Genomic DNA, 19,514 nt, shown 5'->3' with positions numbered 1-19,514 from the left:
GCCGCGTGATAGGGAAGCAAAGCAATGCCAGCCTTTGCGCGGGGCAGCAGCTGCGTCGACTGAGTCCGTCGACCCGCTCGATGGTGACGCCGCCCGGGCGGGTGTCAGCGGGTCGATGCACTCCCGCCGACTTCTATTTCGGCAGGGCTGAGATGATCCTCGCAGAACGTCAGATGCATTAAGCGCGCCACCACCGCAAACCGTCGCTTGCAGCATCGACTGCAGGCCGCTTAAACTCTATCCCTGATGAGCCAGAGCGTCGCTTCTCGAAATGCCTGATCAGTCTCAAACTATCTGACGACGGACAGTGCTATTTAAGCGTCGCAATATATGCCGCGATATCCGAGGTTTCATCTCGACTTAGTCGCATGTCCGGCATTTTCGGATGTGGATAGAGCAAGAAAAACGCGAGCTTCGCGGCGTTAAAGTCGGGCTTCTTTGCAATGGTTGCAAACGGCGGCGCGTCAGTCGTTGCCTGTTTTTGGTCGGTTCCCACAAGATGGCAGCTAATGCACCAACGTTTGACTAGCGTCCGGCCATGATCGGCATCCCGGGTCGGACCCTGGTCTGGAATGGCGAAGCATGCGGTTGCCAAGAGTGAGCTCACTAAAGTGCAGTAACCGATCCAGAGCAACTGTCGCGGCATCGACGTTCCTTTTATTCACCAAACCAGCCGACACCATAGGCACGCCTCAATGCAAAAGCGACCGCGCGTTAACGATGGGCCAAAAAATAGCGGTGGGTCGATTGCTCGTTGCGGTCACAAAGTATTTCTTCTGTCAAAGTCGGTCGGAATGTGTTGCGGCACGGGGTTTGGACGCCGATCGGCGCCGAGGTCAATGTTGCCGCACCAACAGAATCAAGACTTTAGAATTGCGCGTGGGACGATTGAGGGGTCAAAATTCGACCAGCATTCACAAAATATGGTTCGATTGAACGTAACATGATAATTATCATGTCGCGAACGTCTATCATGTGTGGCAAGAGCTAATCGGATCGCTGGTGAAGGCTTTCAGTGGCAACGGGCTGACCAAAACCTAAAGACGGCACGGGAATCCGAAGGCAAATAATCCAGCGCGATGCGCCGTACCGAATCCGGTGCGCGCGAAATCAGCTGAATCTAGGCGGCAACATTCAGCTGCTTCTCAAATTGTTCGTAGGCGGATATCGCATCGGCGGCATACATCAACGATGGACCTCCGCCCATGTAGACGGCCATGCCTAGCATCTCCTCCACTTCCTGACGCGTGGCGCCGAGCTTGACTAGCGCCTCGGTATGGAAGCCGATACATCCATCGCAACGCGTGGCGATGCCGATCGCCAGCGCAATCAGTTCCTTGGTCTTCTTGTCAAGCGCGCCTTCGCGGGTCGCCGCCTGCGCCAAGGCGGAGAAGGCTTTCATGGTGTCGGGAATGTCCTGGCGCAATTTCCGCAGATCGCCAGAAATGCGCTTGGTGATGTCGGAATAGTTCTTTTCCATGACAGGGCTCCTTACTTGGTGGGTGATTTCTGCGGCGGGGGCTGGCGTAGCGCAATATAAATTGCGGGGATGACGAGGACCGTAAGCAGCGTTGAGGACGCGAGGCCGAACAGCAGCGAAATCGCCAGACCCTGGAAAATCGGATCGAGCAGGATAGTGGCGGCACCGATCATGGCGGCCAGCGCGGTAAGCAGGATCGGCTTGAAGCGCACGGCGCCGGCTTCCAGCACCACATCGCGCAGGGTCTTGCCCTGTCCGCCGCTGTGCCGGATGAAGTCAACCAGCAAGATCGAATTGCGGACGATGATGCCCGCCAGCGCAATGAACCCGATCATCGACGTCGCGGTGAATGGTGCGCCCAACAGCCAATGGCCAATCAGGATTCCGATCAGCGTCAGCGGTATCGGCGTGAGAATGACCAACGGAAGTTTGAAGCTGCGGAACTGGGCCACCACCAACACGTAGATGCCGAGGATAGCGGCGGCGAACGCCGCGCCCATGTCACGGAACGTCACATAGGTGATTTCCCATTCGCCGTCCCACAACAGCGTGGGGTGCGATTCGTCGGTTGGCTGCCCATGCATGCTGATAACGGGCTTGGGTAGCGCGCCCCAGTCGTGGGCATCGACGCGCTTGGCGACCTCCAGCGTGCCATAGAGCGGTGCCTCGAAGCGGCCCGCGAGCTCGGCCATCACCATGTCGGCAAACCTTCCGTCACGCCGAAATATCGCCGGCGAGCCCTGCTCGACGGTCGCCTTGACGACCTGTCCGAGTTCGACAACTGTCTTGCTGCCCGGCAGCGTATTGGCCGGCACTGGTGTCGAAGCCAGCGCCTCCGTCCAGGCGAGATCGCGCTTCGGCAGCCTGACCGCGATTTCGATCGGATTGCGGTCTTCGCCACGGTGCGAATAGCCGATCGGCACGCCACGGAACAGCGTCTGAATGGTGTCGTAGACGTCGCGCTGTTCAACGCCGAAGAACTCGAGCCGATCCTGATCGATCGACAGGCGCAATCGCGGCCGCTTCTCGCCGATCGAATCGTCGATGTCGACGATGAACGGCACTTCCGAGAAGATTTTCTTCAACTCACCGGTGACCGCCCTGCGGGTCGCCGCATCGGGTCCATAGATTTCAGCCAGCAATGTCGCCAGCACCGGCGGACCAGGCGGCACCTCGACAACCTTGATGCTGGTGCCGGCGGGGATGCGGACCGCCTTGAGACGCTGCCGCAGGTCGAGTGCGATATCGTGGCTGGCCCGCTTGCGCTCCCCGCGCGCGACGAGGTTGACCTGCAGTTCACCCAGTTCAGGCCGTTCGCGCAGGTAATAGTGACGCACGAGACCGTTGAAATTGAACGGCGCCGGCGTGCCGGCATAGGACTGCACCGACATGATCTCAGGCAATCCGCGCGCGATATCGGCAGCCTGAAACAGCACCCGTTCGGTGTCCTCAAGGCTTGCGCCTTCGGACGCATCGACCATGACGGCGATTTCGGACTTATTGTCGAACGGCAGAAGTTTGACCGTCACTGACTTGGTCACAAACAGCATCATCGACAACAGCGTTGCGACGCCGACGGCAATCAGGAACACCCAGGATGAGCGCTTGCTGCGCACGATCGGAGTGGCGAAGCGCCGGTAGATGCGCCCGAGTGGGCCTTCTTGGTGAGCGGCATGATCCGAACCGGCGGCGCCTTCGCGAGGCGCCAGCCGCAACATCAGCCAAGGTGCCACCACCATGGCAACGACGAACGAAAACAGCATGGCCGCTGAGGCATTGGCCGGGATCGGCGCCATGTAGGGGCCCATCAAGCCGGATACAAACAGCATCGGCAACAGCGCCGCAACCACCGTCAACGTCGCAACGACGGTCGGATTTCCGACCTCGGCGACGGCCTCGATCGTAGCCTGCAGGCGCGGCCTGCCGTCTTTCATCCCCCAGTGGCGGGCAATGTTCTCGACCACGACGATCGCGTCGTCGACAAGGATGCCGATCGAGAAGATCAGTGCGAACAGGCTGACACGATTGATCGTGTAGCCCATCAGATTGGCTGCGAACAGCGTCAGCAAGATCGTGGTGGGGATGACGACCAGCGTCACCAGTGCCTCACGCCAGCCGATCGCAATGGCGATCAGCGCCACGATCGAAATCGTCGCGAGACCAAGGTGAAACAGCAGTTCGTTGGCCTTTTCGTTGGCAGTCTCGCCATAGTCGCGGGTGACCGTGACCTGAACATCGTCGGGAATCAGTCGCTGTTTCAGCCCATCGAGCCGATGCGAAATGTCCTCTGCGACGAGCACTGCGTTGGCGCCCGCGCGCTTGGCCAGGGCAAGGCTGACCGCAGGCACGCGCTCCCAGTTGCCCTTGCCGTCGCGCGCGTCGTTCCAGACGCGGTGCTCAGCCGCGCTCGGCCCGATGACGACCGACGCGACATCCTTCACGTAAACGGGCCGCCCGTCCCGCGTCGTAATCAGGAGCAGCCCGACATCGGGAATTCCCGACAGGGTCTGTCCAGCCGCGACGTTGCGAACGATGCCGCCGTCGCGAACGTCGCCCGCCAGGAATGAACGATTGGCATCCTTGACCTTGGCGACCAGCTGTTGAAGCGTAACGCCGAACAGCGACAGCTTCTCCGGATCGGGCTCGACGCGGATCTGGGGGGCGGCGCCTCCGGAAATATAGCTCAATCCGACATTATCGACCTTGGTCAGTTCGGTCCGCAGCTTGTCAGCCAGTTCATACAGGCTCGTGTCGGTCCAGCGCCCCGCCGCTTCCGGCTTCGGAGACAAAGTGAGGACGGTCACCGCCACGTCGTTGATCCCGCGTCCGATAACCAGCGGCTCTGGAATGCCGATTGGAATTCTATCGAGATTGGCGCGAAGTTTTTCATGGACGCGCAGGATCGCTTCGTCGGATCTGGTTCCGACCAGGAAGCGCGCTGTCACCATCACCCGATCGTCTTCAGTCTGGCTGTAGACGTGCTCCACGCCGTCGATGCCTTTGACAATGGCTTCGAGCGGCTTGGTGACGAGTTCGACCGCATCCGGCCCACGCAGGCCGTCGGCATTGACGCGGATGTCGACCATGGGAACACTGATCTGCGGTTCTTCCTCGCGCGGAATGACCATGACGGCGATCAGTCCAAGCATCAGCGATGCCAGCAGGAACAGCGGCGTCAGCGGCGATCTGATGGTCGCCTGCGTCAATCGTCCGGAGAGGCCGAGATTCACGGGTGCACCAGCTTGTCGCCAACACGAATGCCGGACAGTATTTCGAGGCCCTTGGGAAACTCGACACTGGGCAGGTTACGCCCACGTTGCACCGGTACGTCGAGAGTCCGGCCCCCCTGAGTCAGGTGGACGTAATCAACGCCAAAACGAGTCGTCACATAGTCTGACGGGATCACGAACGCCGTTCGCGTGCCACCCGGGATCCAGACTCGGAGCCGGTCGCCGACAAAATATTCGCCGAGGTTCTCCACCGTGGCATCGGCGATGACGCGGCCATCTTCGATCTGCGGATAGACCAAGTCGATCACGCCGGTCTTTGAGATCTGCTCGCCGAACTCGGCACCATCGACGCGAACCTTGTCGCCGGCTTTGAGAAAACGGGCATGGCGCTCCGGCACCCGCAGCCGGAGTTTGAAATTCTGCTGCGCGATCATCGCAACCGGATCGCCGGGCAGCACGACTGAACCGACTGCTACCAACTTTTTCAGGACGCGCCCGCCGGCCGGGGCAAGCACCTGTCCCTCATTGAGTTGCTGCTGGATGACGGCACGCTCGGCGGTCCGCGCCCGTAGACCGTTTTCGGCAACGTTGAGTGCGGTCCTGGCCTCGTCGAGCTTGACGCGGGGCAGCGTGCCACGCTCCACCAAACCCTCGATGCGGCTAAAATCGACTTGCGCCTGGTTCGATTGCGCCTGCAACGCGTCGATCTGCGCGTCGAGCGCTTTCATCTGCAATGCGAGCTTTTCGTCTCCAATCGCCGCGATGGCCTGGCCGCTCGTGACAGAATCGCCTTCACGTACATTGAGCTGAATGACGACGCCACCAATGCGTCCACGCGCCGGCACAACGCTGATGCTCTCAACGGTGGCGAACACCGCCTTTTCGTCGGACACCGCGCGTGACGTAACCGTGAGAGTTTCGGCCACGGCTACAGGCGCGGCGAACGCGCTCGCGGCAAGCATCCCGAGCATCACCAATCTAAACATTTTCCATCCACCTGACGGTACGCGCTGCATAGCTGCACTGAGCGCAGCGACTTCTCGCTGACATTGTCGCAGCCACATTGACCTGCCTCAAGTTGCCGGCACGTCGGCACTATAATTTTCGCTTGGATTTTCCCGGCTTCGCGGGCACACAATAGACTTGATAGAGCGTCTTCAAGACTTCGCGCGCGGGATCGCTGGCGATTGAGTAGTAGATCGTCTGGGCGTCACGACGCGCAGATACGAGTCCGTCTTTGCGAAGGAGCGCCAGATGCTGGGACACAGTCGAGTCACGAAGGTCCAGGAACTGGGCGAGATCGCCAACCGAGCGCTCGCCATCGATCAACTGGCAAATGATCAACAGGCGATGCCTGTTGGAAAGTGCCTTCAAGAGATCGCTGGCCTGATCGGCTGCCGCTTCCATTATCTTGCTATCAATTTTCATACTTGCGTATATACGTAATATTGAATATACAGTCAAGATAGGTACTCGCAGTAGGCACAAATGAGTTGGTGCAACTGCACCGGTAAACGCAGCGGTGACGAACATGGCGGAAGTCGCGAAAATCAAGGAGGCCAAGACAGGCACATGAACGATGGTCGGCGGGTCGTCTGCGCAAATTGTGGAAAGACCAACCGGTTGCCCCCCGAACGGGCACCCGCGGAGCGGAGAACTTGTTGGAACACCTACCGCGATTGTGCCAGGGCAGCTATGGCTGATTAAGATTCCTTGCCACCTAAAGCTCTTAGGGCATTCACGATCACAGCAACGTCGATCGCTTCCTGTATCAGGGCTCCCTGCACCGGCGTCAGGTAGCCGAACGCTGCGGCCACCATTCCAATCAGCGACAGCCCCATTCCGGCAAAGACACCTTCCAGCGCAATGAAACGGGAACGTCGCGCGATCTCCATGGCGGGCACGATGCGATCCAGGTGATCGACCAGAATGACAACGTCGGCGGCCTCGGCAGATGCCGCCGCGCCCCTTGCGCCCATGGCGACGCCGACATCGGCTGCGGCCAGCGCCGGCGCATCGTTGATGCCGTCACCCACCATCATGACCGATCCATTTTTCCGCTCGGAGAGCACAAGCAGAACTTTTTGATCCGGCGTCAGTTCTGAGCGGACCGCGTCGATCCCCAAGCCTGCCGCAATGGCTTCCGCGACCTCGCTGCGGTCCCCCGTTGCGAGAACGATCCGTTGCACGCCCAGCGCTCGCAAGCGCTGAAGCAGCGACTGCGTTCCCACACGCAGTTCGTCAGCCAGCCTGATCTCGCCCGCCATGTGGCCGTCGATGGCGATGGCGACGATGACTGCGCCAGCTACTCTGACCGATTGGAAGGGATTTTTTGTCTCTCGCGGCAAGCTGGACATCACGAACTGGATGCCGCCGACCGCGACGGATCGTCCTTCAACAATGCCCCGGACGCCTTCGCCGGGCGTTTCGACGACGTCCGACGGTATCGTCAGCTTAAGCTGGCGGTTCTGTGCTTCGGCAACAATGGTCTGGGCGATGATGTGCTTGGACGCCTGATCGAGCGAAGCGGCCAGGCGGAACACATCGGCAGGATCGGCGTCGGCCGCGACGTTGACGGCGACGACCTTCGCCCTGCCATCGGTGAGCGTGCCGGTCTTGTCGAGGATCAGTGAATTAATGTGCGCGAGCGCTTCGATGGCCTTGCCACCCTTGATGAGAATGCCATGTCGCGCCGCCCGGGAAAGGCCGGAAACGATGGCGACCGGCACCGCAAGAATAAGCGGGCACGGCGTAGCGATGACGAGAACGGCGACCGCGCGTACTGGATCGCCGGTGAAGAACCACGCGACAGCGGCGATCAGCACCGTGATGATGAGAAAGACGATCGCGAAGCGATCGGCCAGTCGCGACATCGGCGCCTTGGAGCGCTGCGCTCCGTCGACCAGACGCACGATGCCGGCATAAGTGCTTTCGGCGGCGCGGTGCGACACGTTGAGATCAAACGCTTCGCCGACGTTGGTGGCTCCGCTCATGACGTCATCGCCGACGGGCTGCTGAACCGGAATGGATTCTCCCGTGAGCGCAGATTGATCAAGCACCGCCAGCCCGCTTGCCACCTTGCCGTCGGCCGGGACCACATCGCCCTGCCGGATCAGTAAGCGGTCGCCCGGCATGATGAGGTCCAGCTCGACTTCTTCCAGGCCACCCGTGCGATGTCGGATGGCGGTTCGAGGGACCCGCGCCAACAGCGCCGTCATCTCCCGGCGAGCGTGGCGTTCGGCAAATGCTTCGAGGAATTGGCCGCCGGCGTACATCAGTGCGACGACGACTGCGGCCAGTTCTTCCCCGACGATGAGTGCGGCCGCCATCGAAAGCACCGCAACGATATCGAGGCCGACTTCGCCGCGTCGCAGGCTTGCAACAATGTCGTAGACAAGGACGGCCAGAACCGGAATCGTGAATGCCGCCCAGACACAATCCTGCCACGCTGGCTGCCCAAGCAGCGGCATGACAAGACCAAGGCCGAGGCCGAAGGCCGGCAGCAGCACCAACACAGTTCGCACCACGAAACCAGCAAGCATCTCAAACGACCTTACAAAACCGGCGGCTGCCCGACCGACGTACTACCAGATGCCCGTGCATGACCGACAGAACGGAGATCTCAGACCACCGTCCCGAACAGCTTGCCGATGCCGGCGGTGAGCGCCAAGGCAAACGCCCCCCAGAACGTCACACGGATGGTGGCACGCAGAATGTTCGCGCCGCCCGCCTTTGCCCCGACGGCCCCCAGCACTGCGAGAAAAGCCAGCGATGCCGCGGACACGATCGGCACCAGCGCATTGCCCGGCGATACGATAACCATCAGCAACGGCATGGCGGCGCCGACCGAAAACATCGCAGCCGAGGCCAACGCAGCCTGCACCGGACGCGCCGTGGTGATTTCCGAGATTCCCAGTTCGTCGCGCGCGTGCGCAGTCAACGTGTCCTTCGCCATCAGCTGCTGCGCCACCTTTCGCGCCAACGTTTGGTCGACGCCGCGCTTGATGTAGATTTCGGCAAGTTCGTCGAGTTCGAACACGGGGTTGTCGGCCAACTCCTTCCGTTCCCGCGCGAGATCAGCCTGCTCGGTGTCCGACTGCGAACTGACTGAAACATACTCGCCAGCCGCCATCGACATCGCTCCAGCAACTAACCCTGCGATGCCGGCGATCAGGACGTCATTTTGCGTCGCGGCTGCCGCCGCAACGCCGACGATCAGGCTCGCGGTCGAGATGATGCCGTCATTTGCGCCCAGAACGGCAGCTCGGAGCCATCCGATCCGATTGACGAGATGGTTCTCGGGGTGCGTCCGAAGGCGACTCATATGCCCCCGCAGCCTTGGCGTTGGGATACTTTTGCTCGCTTGGTGCGTTTGTTGGCGACCGGAACGGCAACTGATCGTTCGGATGACCTTGATTGTTTAATCATTGCGGTCACGCCACCAAAAATTAAGGTGCAAGCTTTGCACGCTCCGGTTTCATTCCAATCAGCTTATGTGGTTTTGCAGCATTGAGATTTGCGGCATCCAAAATGGGTACATTGGCTTTCACGGTGACAACTTTGCGGGTCAGACCAACTTTTTCAAGCCAAATGCTATTCAAGATGGACACCTCCACAATTGATGTAGGTCAACCAGGCTCGGTAGGAGGATCGGGACCCTCCCGGATTGACTTGCCTCAAATAGCCAAAGCAAACTGATCGGGTCATGAAACGGTAGCTAAGACTGATAGCGGAAAGCGAACCCGCGTTGGTGGAGGACCTGATTGGACGCCGATCGGCACCGGGGTCACTGTTGTCAAACCAATGAAATCAAGACATTAGATTCGTGCGCGCGACGAGCAAGGGGTCAAAATTCGATCAGTATTCACACTCGATTCCGGACCTCGGGTGAAAACTTGTTCGTCGTCTTGCTTGTCATGGCTCCATCCTCTCAGGAGTTGGAGCCTCCGATCAACCCGGAGCGGTTCAAACGGTCTCAAGACAGAGTCTGAAGTTCGCCAATACCTATCGGAGGCTTGTTTCGCCAGCCGATTATGAACGCCCGTTTGGCCAGCCCGTTCTGAACGCGAGCTATCTGCGCCAGCTCTCTAGCGAGCCGCAATCGCAGCAAGGGGTCGTGAGTCCCCGAGGCGGCAAGACATTTGTTGATGACCCAGCCGAACGGCTCGATGCCAGCGCGCCGCAAGCCCTCCTGAAGGGCAGCGGCCTCTGAAACCGGAGTTGTCTCCGGCAGGGTCACCAGGATCACCTTTGTGTGGGTGGGATCCTGTAGCCGCATCAGCGGGGTAACGATACGCCCCGCTCCGCTCGGTTCGAGTTGGCTGGTCATCTGCCGATGATAGGCGCCGGTCGCATCCAGCAGGAGCAGCGTGTGGCCGGTTGGAGCCGTATCGAGCACCACGAAGGCGCTCCGCGCTTCCGCGACAACATGCGAGAAGGCATGGAACACGGCAACTTCCTCGGTGCATGGCGAAGCAAGATCTTCGAGCAGCAACGCCCTGCCCTGCGCGTCGAGGTCACGGCCACGACTCGCCATGATCTTTGCGACATACCGCTTTGTCTCAATCCGGGGGTCGATCCGGTCGACCGTCAGGCCCGGCATTGCACCATCAACGACGAAAGCGACGTGAGCCGCCGGATCGGTCGTGCTGAGGTGGACGGCATGACCCCGCTTGGCCAGTCCTACGGCAATGGCGGCGGCAATTGTCGTCTTTCCGACGCCGCCCTTGCCCATGACCATGATGAGGCCGCGGGTGCCCTGCGCGATGTCGTCGACCAGCCGGTCGAGGCCCGGCAGGTCCACCGGCTCGGCATCCTGATCGCCGGTTGCAAACGGCGGCGGCGGCGGATTGGAGGACGACAACAATGCCCTGAGCGCCGCAAGGCCGACCATGTCGAAACCAAGCAGCGGGATTTCGTCCCGCGGCAGTTTCGTCAGCAACGCCGGCATCGCGGCCAAAGCCTCGTCCTGATCCCGCTGAAGTGCAACTGCAACGATATCGGTCGGGTCCGTGGCGTGGAAGCGTCCGTTCACGACGAGTATCTGGTTCGAGAGATTGAGCGCGTCAAGTTCGCCCGATGTTCTGGCCGCCTCGCGGATCGCGCCCCGGTCGGCGCGGGTGACCAGGATGATGGTGGTCCGCCTGGAATCGCCCAGCGCCTGAAGCGCCTGGCGGAAGCGGTCCTCCTGCATCTTCAAACCTGAATGCGGCCCGAGGCAGGACGCGCCCCGATCATTGCCCGCCAGAAAGCCGGTCCATGCTTTTGGTAGGCTAAGCAGTCGCAGCGTGTGGCCCGTCGGGGCGGTATCGAAAATGATGTGGTTGAACCCCGCTTCATCGCCGTCGAGAAGCCCCACGAACTCGTCGAAGGCGGCAATTTCGGTGGTGCAAGCGCCGGAGAGTTGCTCGCGTACGGTCGATCGCTCGCCAGCGGTGGTCCCGGGACCAAGTTGTTCGAGCACGCGAGTTCGATAACTCTCGGCAGCCGCCTCCGGATCAATGTTCATTGCCGAAAGTCCGGCGACCTTCGGAACCGAGGTCGGGCTATCAGTCAGGGCAATCCCGAGCATCTCGTCGAGGTTCGACGCGGGATCAGTGCTGACGAGCAGGACACGCAATCCGCGGTCAGCCAGGCCGATGGCTGTGGCACATGCCAGAGAGGTTTTACCAACACCGCCCTTGCCGGTGAAGAACAGAAAAGGTGTCGGAGCGTTCAGCGGCCGAAAGCGACGCATCTATATCATCTCAACGCCGATGCGGAGACCACGCGCCATGGCTCACCTCCTCATTTCTACTGTGAATTGAGCCGACCAAGCTTCCGCGCGGCACGTGAGCGCTTTCGCCGGCATTTCCGCAACCTGAAGCGCTTTGCGCAGTCTGTACTGAATAGCAACGCCATGGGCACGCGTTGTTGCGATGGATCAATAAATGGCAGATGTCAGGCTCCGCCACGTGAAATCTTTTGAACGACGGCCTTTGGCGACGGCCGCTCTGCCGCCAAAAGCGGCCGTTCCCAGTGAGCCGACAGTTGAGCCGGAACGGACCTGTGTCTGCAGAAGCGCGAAGCGTCGCGCTTGACCGGCGGACAAAGGGACGCAAGGAAGTTCTGGGGGAGCGCGTGATTGCGGCTTGGTATGCTACCCTGCAGATAGAGGTCAATCGCGATAGTCCCGCTATCTACGATTGATCTATGGTCTGGACCAGAGGTGAGGTCGCAAGAGTGGTCTATTTCGTCGTCAAATGCCTCTTATCCGGCCTGATCATTGCCATTGTCTCCGAAGTTGCACGCCGCAGCCCGAGCTTTGGCGCCCTGATCGTTTCGTTGCCCTTGGTGTCACTCCTCGGCATTCTCTGGCTCTGGCGTGACACCGGCGACATCGGACGAATTGCAGATCACGCGCAGTCGACGTTCTGGTACGTACTGCCGTCTCTGCCAATGTTCCTGATTCTTCCGGCCATGCTTCGTGCTGGCGTCGGTTTTTGGAGCAGCCTAGGCGCTAACTGTTTGCTCACGATGCTTCTGTATTTCGCCATGGCATGGGGTTTGGCGAAGTTCGGCGTCAGTCTATAACGGATCGAATTATACGACGTTGTCCGGGCCAGCGCGCAATCATTGCCGACACTTATCTCAACCTCAAGCGTCGCGTGCCCGATAGAATATTTTCTGCCGAGCAACCGAGTGTCCGTCGTCAGGTAATTTGAGACTGATCAGGCGTTTCGAGAAGAGAGGCTCTGGCTCATCAGGGGTTAGAGTTTAAGCTGCCTGCAGCCGATGCTGCAAGCGACGGGTTGCGATGGTAGCAAGCTTGATGCGTCTGCGTTCTGCAAGGATGGTCTCCGCTCGGCCGAAGTAGACGTCGGCTGGTGTGACGTTGTCGATGCTCTCATGATAGCGAACTTGATTGTAGTGCTCGACGAAGGCGCCGATCTGTCCTTCGAGATCGCCTGGTAGATAATAGTTTTCGAGCAGAATGCGGTTCTTCAGGGTCTGGTGCCAGCGCTCGATCTTGCCCTGGGTTTGCGGATGATACGGTGCGCCCCGCACGTGCTGCATGCCGTTGTCTTTGAGCCAGTCGGCCAGATCGCCTGCAACATAAGACGCGCCATTGTCGCTGAGCAGCCTCGGCCGGTGCGCAACGGTGATGTGAACAAGGCCCGATGCCGCCAGCGCCTGATCGAGCGTGGCGGTGACATCGGAAGCGCACATCGTAGGACCGAGCCTCCAGGCCACGATGTAGCGCGAGAAGTCGTCCAGCACCGTCGACAGGTAGTACCAGCCCCAGCCAGTGATCTTGAGGTAGGTGAAGTCCGTCTGCCAGAGCTGGTTGATGGCGGTGGTCTTGTCCTTGAACTCGTTCGCAGCCTTGATCACCACGTAGGCCGGGCTGGTGATGAGGTCATGCGCCTTCAGTAGCCGATAGACCGAAGCCTCGGAGACAAAGTACTTTTTCGCGTCGGTGAGCCGTACGGCCAACTCTCGCGGCGACAGTTCGGGAAGCTCCAGCGCCAGGTCGATGATCTGGCCGCGGACGTCGTCCGGGATGCGATTTTAGACGCGGCCCGGTCGAGAGCGATGATCGGCCAGCGCTTCAGGCCCGCCCTCACGATAACGATCGTACCAGCGATAGAATGTGGCTCGCGGGATGCCGAGTTTGTCCAGCGTGCGCTTGGCCGGCAGGTGTGACTGCTCGACCCAGCTCGATGATCTCGGCCTTCTCGGATGCGGGATATCTCATGCCTGGTCTTCCCCATCTGGAATCGCTCGGGTGCCAACGAATAGCTTTCGCTACCGCGAGCTTCGCTACACGAACCTGAAGATGTTCAATTTCGCACAGACGGCCATCACTATCGCACAGTACAATTCTGCGTCGAAAGATCGAAGATGGAACGTTTTCCGTTCATGCTTTTTTTTAAGCAGACGGTTCTCCAGGGTGAGATCGGCAACGACCTCTTTCAAAGCGGTGGCCTCACGGCGAAGATCCTTCACCTCGCCAGGCGTTGCGGCTCGCGCAGTGTCGCCCGCCAGCCGGCGTTTGCCGGCCTCCAGGACGCCGGGAAGGCATCGCCGCCTCGATGTATTATGGCTGGTCCAAGGAGTTGATTTCTCCATTTGCTGCCGCGCTTCTGCGCTAAGCCGCGGCAGTTGCTCGGGCTGTTCGTCGGGTCGAACTGCCACCACAGCATAGGAACCCTGCGGTCAACAGCAGTGGTCAATTCTATACAGACTCCGGACGGCCCAAGCGCCATGCTCTCATTGTCTGGCATCAGATCTAATTGATCTGGGTCAAGACGGCGTCGCTACATTCTTGCAATGCTAACTTTGTCATATTCGCACTGCGGATAACCAGACAGCCGGGAGGGGCTGGCCATGCAGCATGTTTTTCACAGCGCAGACATGGCTCTGGCTGCTCCAGATAGATGCTCTGAGCACCGCAGGGCAGCAAGCTATGAACGCGAATTGGAAAGATATCGGCGCGCTGAACTCCAGCTCCGAGAGATCATCGCTGCTGATGAGAGCCTGCTTCGCCAAAAGGATCAGACGATCCAAAATCAAGCGCTCTTGAGCAGCGAATCCGATCATAGACTCTTGAACGATCAGCAAATGATCGTAAGCCTACTATCGTTGCAAAGCCGGGCGACGGCGAACGTGGAGGCGGCCTCGCAATTGGCTGCCGCAGCCGATCGCATCGCCATGATCGGACGCATCCACCGGCGGCTTCATTCTTTCGATGGCGCAAGGACTGTCGCGTTCAAGAAATTCCTTCAGGACCTTTGCAGTAATTTCTCCTCCCTGATGTCATCCGGACAGCGCGATGAGCGGGACATCGCCGTTGAGGGTATGGAGATCGATCTGCCGACTGCGGCCTGCCGTCCGCTCGGCTTCATCGCCAGTGAACTGATCACGAATGCAGCCAAGTATGGCAAAGGACGGACTACGGTTCGTTTAGAAAAGAATCTTGAAAAAGGTTACGCTCTGTCGGTTTCCAACGATGGAGCGGCTTTACCGGAAGGATTTGATCCAACTGCCAGCAAGAGATTGGGGATGAAGATTGTTCGCTCCTTTGTCGAGCGCATCGGCGGAGAATTGCGGATTGGCCGAAGCGATAACAACAAAGGTGCACGATTTACGGTGTTGTTCTCCTGATTGCTACAAACCCTGGAGGTTTATCATGTCGTTGAAGCATAACTCCGCATCGCGGTTGTTCGCAGTATGCGCACTCGCAACGTTGAGTCTCACAGCCGTTGCCCAGGCACAGCCGACCGATCGGGGTCGCGGCGGCCGTGACGGCGGCGGCTACATGATGGGCCCGGGCATGATGGACCGCCAGCAGCTCGGGCGCATGTGCGGCCCGCGCGCAGCCGGATTCACTGAATGGCGGCTCGATCGACTAGAACGAACAGTTAAACTAACTGAGGTGCAACGCGCCAAGTTCGATGAATTCAGGGCGGCCTCCAACAAGGCCGCCGAAACAGTACGCGCGGCCTGTCCTACTGACGTTCCCGCGACAATCGTGGACCGGATGGAAACGATGGAAAAACGGCTCGACGCCACGTCGCAGGCGATCAAGACGGTGCGGCCGGCGCTCGAAGCGTTCTACGCCACGCTCAGCGACGAGCAGAAAGCTCAGCTCAATTCTGACCGGGGGCGGCACGGCCGATTCTGGCGGTGGCGTGATCGCTGGTAGTCGTCAATGATCACAGCGAACTGCAATTGGGACGAGATGACGAAGACATGAATCGCAATGTGCTCTATCTCGTTATCGGCGCGCTCGTCGTCGCTGCCGGGGTCTTTGGTTACATGCTCTATCAGGAACGTCAGAAGACCACTGGCGTCGAGATCAATGTCGGCAAGAGCGGAATTTCTATCGAGAAAAAGTAGCCCTGTAATTCTCGGATGGCGCCACTCGACAGCGCGTTATCTAGGAAATGTAATGTAAACGCACTTATGAGACATCCGCGCGTCGATTATAGCCGTTCGCGGAGGATCTCGTAAGGCGCTTTTCCGTTGTGCACCGTGAGGCCGGGGGAGGTTGTAGAACTGCTCCCCCTCGGACAGCCTTGCGCGGAGGTCGACATCGTCGGTGTAGGTGAGGAGCCTGATAGAACTCCTGCTCATCCGTTCGATGTGATCGTTCGACCTTGCCGTTGAGCTGAGGCGACGCGGGTTTGATATAGGCGTGGCGAATGCCCCGGTCTTCAACATGCCAGTGGAATTGGGCTTGGAACTCATTGCCGTTGTCCGTTCGCACCTCGCGGATGCGGAACGGGAATTTGTCAATGATGGTGTTGATGAAGTCGATCGCGTTCGATTGATTGTGGCGGTCGTATATTTTCAGGGCGCGAATGCGCGTGGCATCTCGATCGCGGTGTACTGGTAGCGCTTGACGGGCTTGGCGCCTTTGCCTTCGAATTTCAAGAACTTGACGTCGACCTGGATCTGATGACCCGGCACCTGCTTCTGGTATCGCTGGGTGTGGATCTTGCGAACACGCGTGCCGCCGGACAACCGGCTGAGGCCGTTGCGCCTGAGAATGCGATACACGCCGGCATCGGAGATGGTGATGGCGTGATAACGCGCCAGGTACCAAACGATGCGTACGGGCCCCAGGCGGTAGGTCGTGCGCAGGTGCAGCACTTTCTCAATGACCTCCGGAGCCGTGCGATTGGCGGGATTTTTCGGAGCTGTCTTGCGATTTTCGAGGCCGGCGAAACCGTGCTGCCGATAGGCGGTCCGCCAACGATAGAAGCTGGCCCGACCGACGCCAAAATACCGACATGCCTTGCCAACATCACCGATCTTGTCAGCGTGTTGAAGCACCCGCAGCTTGTGGTCCGCAGCTCGCCTGAATTTGTGCATCGAAATCATCCTTCCTGCCCTTGAGGCTCAGATTAAAGGATGTCTCGCAAGTCCGTACATTCCTACACGCCAACGCAGACGCCGGGCAGCTCGAAAAATGCCATTTTAAACCTTTGCATCAATGCGAAGGATGCGAAGCCGGATGGCGGTAAGCTGACCATCGAGACAGCGAACTCCCACCTCGACGAGGCCTACTCTCTTCAACACGACCTGCTCAAAGGTCAGTACATCCTCATCGCGGTTACCGATACGGGTTCAGGAATGACCGAAGAGGTCGCCAATAAGGCGTTTGATCCCTTTTTCACCACCAAAGATGTAGGCAAAGGTACCGGTCTCGGGCTGTCGCAGGTATACGGATTTATCAAACAATCCGGCGGGCATATCAAAATCTACTCAGAGCTAGGACACGGCACAACGATCAAAATGTACTTGCCGCGGCTGCTGGAAACGGGCGCCAAACCAAAGATCATCGTTGCAAACGAAACATCTTCGCGGGAGCTGCGAACCAGCAACTCCCTCCATACCATCCTTGTCGTGAAAGATGATGTGCGGGTGAACGAGATGACCGTCGCATTACTGCGAGAGTTAGGATACACGGTCGTCCACGCAGATGGTGCCAGTAGCGCTCTGAAAAAACTCGACGCACATCCTGACATCGCAATGCTGTTTACGGATATCGTCATGCCTGGCATCGGCGGTTTGCATCTGGGCGTCGAGACATTGCGGCTGCGACCGGACATCAAGATTCTGTACACAAGCGGTTTCGCGCGCGATGCAACCGTTCACAGCGGAAAGCTGGATTCTGGGCTAAATTTCATCGCGAAGCCGTTCACGCTCGCGCAAATTTCCACGAAAATGACCGAGGTGCTCGTTGAAAGCGCGGCAACCTAGAAGTTCGCCTTAGGCTACACGTTTCTCACAGACGGTCGTCATTCTAGAGGCGACTTCTCGCCTTCAAGTTGAGAGGCCTTCCGCATTGTACGGCGGTCACTTTCACTCGTATTCGGACCCATGGTCATCGGACCGGCATGCTCCGCGCGAAAGCGGGGCGCAGTTTCGCTGTGCGCAAGGTCTTTCCAACGTTCCGCTTCGCCGAGCCACTTCCAACTGTGTCGGATATCAAGTGTCGCACGTTGGCGGCACAATAGTTCCATATCACGACAGCCTATGGGATCGTTCATAGGCATGACGTGCCTCGTAAAATCTGAGGCCTTCAATCCACTGGAACGCCACCTTTTTGCGTTCGTCGTCACGGCAAATTTTTCGGTATGATTGCAAGCGTCGCATTTGAACGTACGCAGATCGAAACCTAACACCGAAGGTTTGATGTTGGTAAGCATCATCTGACTATGGCAATCCGGACAACAGGCACTGTCCGTCGTCAGATAATTTGAGACTGATCAGGTATTTCGAGAAGGGAGGCTCTGGCTCATCAGGGGTTAGAGTTTAAGCGGCCTGCAGTCGGTGCTGNCTGTCCGTCGTCAGATAATTTGAGACTGATCAGGTATTTCGAGAAGGGAGGCTCTGGCTCATCAGGGGTTAGAGTTTAAGCGGCCTGCAGTCGGTGCTGCAAGCGACGGTTAGCGATGGTGGCAAGTTTGATGCGTCTGCGTTCTGCGAGGATCGTCTCCGCTCTGCCGAAGTAAACGTCGGCAGGTGTGACGTTTTCGATACTCTCATGATAGCGAACGTGATTGTAGTGCTCGACAAAGGCTCCGATCTGTCGGTCGAGATCCCCGGGTAAATACTAGTTTTCCAGTAGAATACGATTCTTCAAGGTCTGGTGCCAGCGCTCGATCTTGCCCTGGGTTTGCGGGTGATACGGTGCTCCTCGCACATGGCGCATACCCTTATCTTCAAGCCAGCCGGCCAGGTCGCCTGCAACATACGATGCACCATTGTCGCTGAGCAGTCTCGGCCGCTGCACGGCGGTGGTGCTGTCGAGGCCCGATGCCGCCAGGGCCTGGTCCAGCGTGGCCGTGACGTCGGAAGCGCACATCGTGGGGCCGAGCCGCCAGGCCACGATGTAGCGCGACAGCCAGTGATCTTCAGGTAGGTAAAATCCGTCTGCCAGAGTTGGTTGATGGCGGTGGTCTTGTCCTTGAACTCGTTCGCTGCCTTGATCACCACATAGGCCGGGCTGGTGATCAGGTCATGCGCCTTCAGTAGCCGATAGACCGAAGCCTCCGAGACAAAGTACTTTCTCTCGTCGGTGAACCGAACGGCCAGCTCCCGTGGTGACAGCTCTGGGAGTTCCAGCGCCAGGTCGATGATCTGGCCGCGGACGTCGTCCGGGATGCGATTCCAGACGCGGTCCGGTCGGGAGCGATGGTCGGCCAGCGCTTCGGGCCCGCCCTCACGATAACGATCGTACCAGCGATAGAATGTGGCTCGCGGGATGCCGAGCTTGTCGAGCGTGCGCTTAGCCGGCAGGTGTGACTGCTCGACCAGCTCGATGATCTCGGCCTTCTCGGATGCGGGATATCTCATGCCTGGTCCTCCCCATCCCCGTTCATACTTTTTTTAAGCAGACGGTTCTCCAGGGTGAGGTCGGCAACAACCTCTTTCAAAGCAGTGGCCTCACGGCGAAGATCCTTCACCTCGCCAGGTGTTGCGGCTCGCGCAGTGTCACCGGCCAATCGGCGCTTGCCGGCCTCCAGGAACTCCTTGGACCAGCCGTAATACATCGAGGCGGCGATACCCTCTCGGCGACACAGCTCGGAGATATTCTCTTCACCGCGCAGTCCCTCCAGCACGATGCGGATCTTCTCTTCTGCCGAGTACTGCCGGCGCGTCTGACGCCGAATGTCTTTCAGCACTTGTTCTGCCGGCGCTTTATCCGGCCCAGATTTCTGTTTCATCTTCGCTCCTTGCGGCTACGATGAACCAGAAATCCTCCCTTCGTGAAGTCCCTCAATTTGTCTCAGGGGTGCTGACGGGAAACA

The 19,514-nt window shown here is 59.1% G+C and carries 14 protein-coding genes and 4 pseudogenes; 5 read left to right on the top strand and 13 right to left on the bottom strand.

All coding sequences use genetic code 11. The features are described from left to right. Positions 1 to 310: 310 nt before the first annotated feature. The 9 genes from ASC80_RS00090 to arsA form a co-directional block, all read right to left on the bottom strand. Positions 311 to 646, bottom strand: a complete 336-nt coding sequence (locus ASC80_RS00090) for a c-type cytochrome (RefSeq protein ID WP_056291635.1) — start codon at positions 644 to 646, stop codon at positions 311 to 313. Between the two features lie 474 nt (positions 647 to 1,120). Further along, positions 1,121 to 1,480 (bottom strand): carboxymuconolactone decarboxylase family protein, encoded by a 360-nt coding sequence (locus ASC80_RS00085; RefSeq protein ID WP_056291632.1) that lies wholly within the window; start codon positions 1,478 to 1,480, stop codon positions 1,121 to 1,123. A gap of 11 nt (positions 1,481 to 1,491) precedes the next feature. Next, positions 1,492 to 4,710, bottom strand: coding sequence for an efflux RND transporter permease subunit (locus ASC80_RS00080; protein ID WP_056291631.1), 3,219 nt, complete (start codon positions 4,708 to 4,710; stop codon positions 1,492 to 1,494). Further along, positions 4,707 to 5,696 (bottom strand): efflux RND transporter periplasmic adaptor subunit, encoded by a 990-nt coding sequence (locus tag ASC80_RS00075; RefSeq protein WP_056291628.1) that lies wholly within the window; start codon positions 5,694 to 5,696, stop codon positions 4,707 to 4,709. Before ASC80_RS00075 ends, ASC80_RS00080 begins: the two co-directional genes overlap by 4 nt. Positions 5,697 to 5,805: 109 nt before the next feature. Further along, positions 5,806 to 6,117, bottom strand: coding sequence for an ArsR/SmtB family transcription factor (locus ASC80_RS00070; protein WP_200941161.1), 312 nt, complete (start codon positions 6,115 to 6,117; stop codon positions 5,806 to 5,808). 296 nt (positions 6,118 to 6,413) lie between these two features. Continuing rightward, entirely contained in the window at positions 6,414 to 8,252 is a 1,839-nt protein-coding gene (locus ASC80_RS00065; protein WP_056291623.1) for a heavy metal translocating P-type ATPase, read from the bottom strand. A gap of 80 nt (positions 8,253 to 8,332) precedes the next feature. Next, a complete protein-coding gene (locus tag ASC80_RS00060; RefSeq protein WP_056291619.1) occupies positions 8,333 to 9,034 on the bottom strand; it encodes a VIT1/CCC1 transporter family protein in 702 nt (233 codons plus the stop codon). Between the two features lie 124 nt (positions 9,035 to 9,158). Then, positions 9,159 to 9,311: a hypothetical protein gene (locus ASC80_RS23400; protein ID WP_156464194.1), complete on the bottom strand. Its 153-nt coding sequence runs from the start codon at positions 9,309 to 9,311 to the stop codon at positions 9,159 to 9,161. A gap of 374 nt (positions 9,312 to 9,685) precedes the next feature. After that, entirely contained in the window at positions 9,686 to 11,446 is a 1,761-nt protein-coding gene (gene arsA / locus ASC80_RS00055; RefSeq protein WP_056291616.1) for an arsenical pump-driving ATPase, read from the bottom strand. Between the two features lie 485 nt (positions 11,447 to 11,931). On the opposite strand from arsA, the gene ASC80_RS00050 reads away from it, so the two are divergent. Continuing rightward, on the top strand, positions 11,932 to 12,282 hold the full coding sequence (locus ASC80_RS00050) for a DUF3147 family protein (protein WP_056295345.1): 351 nt from the start codon (positions 11,932 to 11,934) through the stop codon (positions 12,280 to 12,282). A gap of 183 nt (positions 12,283 to 12,465) precedes the next feature. Here ASC80_RS00050 and ASC80_RS00045 read toward each other — a convergent pair. Together ASC80_RS00045 and ASC80_RS23395 are read right to left on the bottom strand one after the other, a co-directional pair. Beyond that, a pseudogene (locus ASC80_RS00045) lies at positions 12,466 to 13,462 on the bottom strand (IS3 family transposase); the annotation flags it as partial. Positions 13,463 to 13,600: 138 nt separating this feature from the next. Further along, positions 13,601 to 13,758: pseudogene (locus ASC80_RS23395) on the bottom strand (IS3 family transposase); the annotation flags it as partial. A gap of 321 nt (positions 13,759 to 14,079) precedes the next feature. Between ASC80_RS23395 and ASC80_RS00030 the strand changes: the two are divergent. From ASC80_RS00030 to ASC80_RS24055, 3 genes are read left to right on the top strand one after another with little or no spacing between them, the layout of a single operon-like run. Then, the gene (locus ASC80_RS00030) at positions 14,080 to 14,856 is read left to right on the top strand and encodes a sensor histidine kinase (RefSeq protein WP_082512353.1); all 777 of its coding nucleotides are present in this window, start codon (positions 14,080 to 14,082) and stop codon (positions 14,854 to 14,856) included. A 25-nt stretch (positions 14,857 to 14,881) separates the two neighbouring features. Beyond that, positions 14,882 to 15,397, top strand: coding sequence for a Spy/CpxP family protein refolding chaperone (locus ASC80_RS00025; RefSeq protein ID WP_056291608.1), 516 nt, complete (start codon positions 14,882 to 14,884; stop codon positions 15,395 to 15,397). Positions 15,398 to 15,444: 47 nt separating this feature from the next. Further along, positions 15,445 to 15,591 carry a hypothetical protein gene (locus ASC80_RS24055; RefSeq protein WP_200941127.1) on the top strand — a complete coding sequence of 49 codons (147 nt, stop codon included), beginning with the start codon at positions 15,445 to 15,447 and terminating at the stop codon, positions 15,589 to 15,591. An 86-nt stretch (positions 15,592 to 15,677) separates the two neighbouring features. Here ASC80_RS24055 and ASC80_RS00020 read toward each other — a convergent pair. After that, a pseudogene (locus ASC80_RS00020) lies at positions 15,678 to 16,569 on the bottom strand (IS481 family transposase). Positions 16,570 to 16,608: 39 nt separating this feature from the next. On the opposite strand from ASC80_RS00020, the gene ASC80_RS00015 reads away from it, so the two are divergent. After that, complete coding sequence (locus ASC80_RS00015) at positions 16,609 to 17,460, top strand: ATP-binding protein (protein WP_056291606.1); 852 nt, start codon at positions 16,609 to 16,611, stop codon at positions 17,458 to 17,460. A 655-nt stretch (positions 17,461 to 18,115) separates the two neighbouring features. Here the strand turns inward: ASC80_RS00015 and ASC80_RS00010 are convergent. Next, a pseudogene (locus ASC80_RS00010) lies at positions 18,116 to 19,430 on the bottom strand (IS3 family transposase). Positions 19,431 to 19,514 lie beyond the last annotated feature (84 nt).

Source organism: Afipia sp. Root123D2, assembly GCF_001425835.1.
In the GTDB taxonomy this organism is placed as follows: domain Bacteria; phylum Pseudomonadota; class Alphaproteobacteria; order Rhizobiales; family Xanthobacteraceae; genus Afipia.
This window is presented reverse-complemented; position numbering and strand designations above follow the sequence as displayed.